A 5,112-nucleotide genomic window follows, 5' to 3' on the forward strand; every position below is an offset into this window, starting at 1 on the left:
CTCCATCCGCACGAGGGTTCCCCTCGCGCCGGGCCGGGGCGGCCGGGACCGCCGGGACCGGCCCCGTCGGGAGCGGGCCCGGACGGGGGCGCACCGGCGCCGGGCGCCCGGGCGGCGGACGCCGGGTCAGCGCCGCCCGGGCGGCCGCCACCAGGTCCCGCGCGCTCCCCGGACGCACGGCCGGGTCGGTGGCCAGCGCCCGACGGATCAGCTCGTCGACCCCGCGGCCCAGCGGCGGGGCGCCCGACACCGTCGCCCCGAGGACCTCCGTCGCGGCCGGCACCTTCCCCGCGAGGTGGGCGTCGATGACCTCGGTCACGGTCCCGCGGTAGGGCGCGCGCCCGGTCAGGCAGGTGAAGAGCACGCAGCCCAGCGAGTAGAGGTCGGTGCGGGCGTCGACGGGCTCGCCGCGCAGGTGCTCGGGCGCGGCGTAGGTGGGCGAGCCGAGGAAGTCCCCGGCGTGCGTTCGGTGCCCGGTGGCGCCCCGGTGGGTGAGGCCGAAGTCGGCGAGATAGGCGTGCTCGAGCCCCCCGCGGGTCTCGACGAGCACGTTCGCCGGCTTGACGTCGAGGTGCACCAGGCCGTGGGCGTGCACGGCGTCGAGCGCGTCGGCCACCTGGTCGAGCAGCCGCAGCGCGCGCTCCGGGGCGAGCGGGCGGCCCCCGATCAGCGTCGCGAGGTCGCGGCCGTCGACGTGGCGCATCGCGATGTAGAGCCGCTCCTCGCCGCCGGGACCGGGGGCGCGGTCGACGTCGTAGAGGGGCACCACGTGCGGGTGGTCGACCGCCGAGGTGTTGCGGGCCTCCTCGAGGAACCGGGCACGGAACTCGTCGTCGCGGGCGAGCGCGGGGTCGATGACCTTGAGCGCGACCCGCCGGTCGAGCCGGGTGTCGGTGGCGCGGTAGACGGTGCTCATCCCGCCCCGCCCGATGACGGACTCCACCCGGAACCGGCCGAGCGCGCTGCCGCTCAGGTCCTCGTCGGAGCGCGCTGGCGAACCCGGCCGGGAGCCGCCCGGCCGGTCGTCCGACGGGGGGACCGACACGGTGCGCAGGGTAGTCGCCGGGCGGGATCGTCCGGGTCCGCTCGGCCCGCGCCGTGTCCGGGCGGGCACGATGGCGCCGTGGGCGACGACGCACGGCAGCAGGGGCACGGGCACGGGCACGACGGCGGGCACGGGCACGACCACGGCGACCCCGCCGCGATGCGCCCGGTCGAGGAGCACGCCGCGGCCGTCGCCGCCCTCGTCGCGCCGACGGGCACCGAGACCGTCCCGCTCGCCGAGGCTCGTGACCGCGTGCTGGCCGCCGACCTCTCCTCCCCGATCGCGCTCCCGCCGTTCGCGAACTCCGCGATGGACGGCTACGCCGTGCGGGCCGCGGACCTCAGCGGCCCTCCGGTCACGCTGCCCGTGCCCGAGGACGTGCCCGCGGGCCGCGTCGACGGTCCGCCGCTCGCGCCCGGGACCGCCCACCGGATCATGACCGGCGCCCCGCTGCCCGACGGCGCGGACGCGGTGGTCCAGGTGGAGTGGACCGACGGCGGGCTCCCGGGTGCGACGGTGACGGTGGCGAAGGCCGTCGAGGTCGGGCAGAGCGTGCGGGGCGCGGGCGACGACGTCGCCGCCGGGCAGGTCGTGCTCGCCGCGGGCACGGTGCTCGGCCCGGCGCAGATCGGGCTGGCGGCCGCGGTCGGCGCCGCCGAGCTCGTCGTCCACCGGCGCCCGCGGGTGCTGGTGCTCTCCACCGGTTCCGAGCTCGTCGCGCCGGGGCAGCCGCTGCGCCACGGCCAGATCCACGAGTCGAACGGACCGATGCTCGCGGCCGCCGTCGACGACGCGGGCGGCCGGGCGCGGCTGCTGCGCTTCGTCCCCGACGACGTCGGGGAGTTCCTCGCGACCCTGGACGCGGCGCTGGACGAGCCCACCGACCTCGTCGTGACCTCCGGCGGCGTGAGTGCCGGGGCGTACGAGGTCGTCAAGGACGCGTTCGCGTCGCGCGGTGTCACGTTCACCAAGGTCGCGATGCAGCCCGGCATGCCCCAGGGGGCCGGGCGGTACGACCACGACGGCCACGCCGTCCCCGTCGTGACCCTCCCGGGGAACCCGGTGAGCTCACTGGTGTCGTTCGAGGTGTTCGTGCGCCCGGTGCTGCGCGCGGCGGCCGGCCACCCGCACCCCGGACGACCCCGGGTGACCGCGCGGGTGTCGGAGGACCTGCGCTCCCCGGCCGGACGGCGCCAGTTCCGCCGCGGCCGGCTCGACGCGGTGACCGGCGAGGTGAGCCCGGTCGGGGGCGCCGGGTCGCACCTGCTCGCCGCGCTGGCGCACGCCGACTGCCTGTTCGTGGTGGGCGAGGACGTGACGGAGGTGGCGGCGGGCACCGAGGTCGAGGTGTGGCTCCTCGACGCCCTGTCGTGACGCCCGTCGAGACCCCGAGTGGGTGGTTGCGATGGGCCGGGCGAGGGAAACGACTTGGGGATCCCGGCGATGATCGGGCACCATGTGTGAGGACTCTCATGGCGGGGACGCCATCGAGTTCGTCCGGGGTAGTCCGATGGCCGATCGAGTGACTCCTTCGCCGTCGACCAACCGCTTGTCGCTGGGGAGCGGACGAGCGGTTACCGCCGGGGTCGCCGTCTCGGGGGATGGCGGCCCCGGCTCCCCGTCCCTCCCGGCGATTCCACTGCGTGTCCCGCGCGCGGCGCCCGATAGGTTCGCGGCGTCCGCACCTCGAGCGAGGGATCCTGTACCGATGGTCGCGTCCGACCGCTCCCCCGCGCCCGGCGACCCGGGCGCCACCGCCCGCGAGCGCCTGCCGGCGCCCCGACGTCACCCCGTCCTCCACGCGGTCGACCTCGTCCGCGAGACGCTCCCTCCGCTGCACCCGGGTGGGCGGCCCGTCATCGGCGCCGTGGCCGCCGGTGCGCTCGCTCTCCGCGCCGCGCGCGGCCGTGGGACGGTCGGCGCCGTCCTGGGCACCGCCGCCGTCGCCGCCTTCTTCCGGTCCCCGCGGCGCACCACCCCCCGCCGCGACGGCATCGCGGTCGCCCCGGCCGACGGCACCCTGTCGGTGATCGGTGACGCCGAGGCCCCGCCCGAGCTCGTGGCCAAGGGCTTCCCCTCCGGGCCGCGGCCCCGCGTCAGCACGTTCCTCTCGATCTACGACGTGCACGTCCAGCGCATCCCGGTCGACGGCCGGGTCCTCGCCGTGGAGCACCGTCCCGGCACGTTCGTCTCGGCCGACCTCCCCGAGGCCAGCGAGGGCAACTCCCGCACCTCCGTGTGGCTGCGCGACACCGAGGGACGCGACCTCGCCGTCGTGCAGATCGCGGGCCTCGTCGCGCGCCGGATCGTGTGCGACGCGGCGGTCGGCGACGAGGTGGCCGCGGGCGAGACCTACGGGCTGATCCGCTTCGGGTCCCGGGTCGACCTGCTGCTGCCGCCGGGCTCGACGGTCGGCGTCCAGGTGGGACAGCGGACGGTGGGCGCGGAGACCGTGCTCGCCGAACTCCCGCCCGTCGCGGGCGACGGGGGCTGAGCGCCGGTGCCCGCGTCGACCGCGCCCGGCGTCCGCCTGCTGCCCAACGCCGTCACCGTCCTCGCGCTGTGCGCCGGGCTCTCCGGTGTGCAGTTCATGCTGGCCGGCAACGAGGTGGGCGCGATCGCCGCGATCGCCCTGGCCGGGGTCTTCGACGCCCTCGACGGCCGGCTCGCCCGCCTCCTGGACGCCTCGAGCCGCATCGGCGCCGAGCTCGACTCGCTCTCGGACTGCGTGTCGTTCGGTGTCTCCCCCGCGCTGATCCTCTTCCTCTGGTCGCTGCACGACCTGCGGGTCGGGTGGGTGGTGGCCCTCGTCCTCGTGGTATCCACCGCGCTGCGGCTCGCGCGCTTCAACACCCTCTCCGACTCGGAAGCGGCCGCGGAGGCCAAGCCGTTCGCCGGCGAGTTCTTCGTCGGCGTCCCCTCGCCCGCGGGCGCGCTGGTGGCGCTCACGCCGCTGGCGACCGAGCTGCTGCTCGGCAGGGGCTGGTGGTCGGCGCCGGTGACGGTCGCGATCTGGACCGTCCTCTCCGCCGCACTGATGATCTCGCGGATCCCGACGGCGTCGCTGAAGAGCGTGCGCGTCCCACCGGCGGCCGTGGCTCCGGCGCTCGTGCTGGTCGCGCTCGCCGCCGCCGCGGTCGTCGCCGTCCCGTTCGCGCTCTACCCCGTCGCGATCCTGCTCTACCTGGCCCACATCCCCTACGCGGCCTACCGGTACCGGTGGCTGGAGCGCCACCCCGAGGTCTGGCACGTCCCGCCGCGCCAGCGCCGGGCCGTGCGGCGTGCCCACCGGCGGCTCGGCCTGCTGCCGCCGCGGCGGCCCCTCCCGCGGCGCGTGGCCGGCGCGGCCGCCCGCGCGGGGCGCCGGACGATGAACCGCGGGCAGGCGGCCCCCGGCTCGCGGCGGCTCGGGGTGCGCGGCTCCCGACGGCGGGGCCCGGACCGGCGCCCGCCGGACCGCTCCGGCCCCGACCGGGGCGCCGGCCCCGACCGACCCGGGCCCGAGCGCCCCCAGGAGCGCCCGTGACGTCCCCCGTCCCGCAGGTCACGCTGACCGCGCAGCTCTCGACGTCGGCCACCGACGCGCGCCGCGGGGTGGTCCGGCTGCACCCGGAGGTGCTGGCCGCCCTGGGGCTGACGGCCTGGGATGCGGTGCGGGTGGTCGGCACCCGCACCACCGTCGCGCTCGCCGCGCCCGCCGCGGGCCCCGTCTCCCCCGGCTCGGCCACGCTCGACGAGACCGCGATGGTCAACGCCGGCATCGTCGCGGGGACCGCGGTCGCCGTGGAGCCGGTGGCCGTGACGGCGGCCCGCACGGTCACCGTCGCGGGCTCGCGGCTCGCCTCGGCCTCGGTGACCCCGGAGACCGTGCGACTGGCCCTGACCGGCAAGGTCCTCACGCCGGGTGACACCGTCTCGCTGCTCCCCCAGGACCTCGCGCCCGTCCCCGGCGCCGACGCCGCCGGGACCCGCTCCCGGCTCTCCGCCGAGCTCGGCGGCACCTGGACCACCGAGCTGCTCACGGTGGTCGCGGCGGAGCCCGAGGCGGACGCGGCCTACGCCGTCGG

At 77.7% G+C, this 5,112-nt stretch carries 4 protein-coding genes and 1 pseudogene; 4 read left to right on the plus strand and 1 reads right to left on the minus strand.

Annotated features, from left to right (window positions below):
• Positions 1-1,045, minus strand: a 1,045-nt coding sequence (locus AC0CYZ_RS01200) for a serine/threonine-protein kinase (protein ID WP_472211340.1), incomplete at its 3' end; no start/stop codon positions are given.
• Between the two features lie 159 nt (positions 1,046-1,204).
• Here AC0CYZ_RS01200 and moeA point away from each other — a divergent pair.
• The 4 genes and pseudogenes from moeA to AC0CYZ_RS01220 form a co-directional block, all read left to right on the plus strand.
• On the plus strand, positions 1,205-2,419 hold the full coding sequence (moeA, locus tag AC0CYZ_RS01205) for a molybdopterin molybdotransferase MoeA (RefSeq protein WP_472211349.1): 1,215 nt from the start codon (positions 1,205-1,207) through the stop codon (positions 2,417-2,419).
• Between the two features lie 334 nt (positions 2,420-2,753).
• Positions 2,754-3,539 carry a phosphatidylserine decarboxylase gene (locus AC0CYZ_RS01210; RefSeq protein ID WP_472211343.1) on the plus strand — a complete coding sequence of 262 codons (786 nt, stop codon included), beginning with the start codon at positions 2,754-2,756 and terminating at the stop codon, positions 3,537-3,539.
• 6 nt (positions 3,540-3,545) lie between these two features.
• Positions 3,546-4,571 carry a CDP-alcohol phosphatidyltransferase family protein gene (locus tag AC0CYZ_RS01215; RefSeq protein WP_472211346.1) on the plus strand — a complete coding sequence of 342 codons (1,026 nt, stop codon included), beginning with the start codon at positions 3,546-3,548 and terminating at the stop codon, positions 4,569-4,571.
• Positions 4,568-5,112 (plus strand): annotated as a pseudogene (locus AC0CYZ_RS01220) (AAA family ATPase); the annotation flags it as partial. The gene AC0CYZ_RS01215 and the pseudogene AC0CYZ_RS01220, both read left to right, overlap by 4 nt.

Source organism: Actinomycetospora sp. (assembly GCF_055612215.1).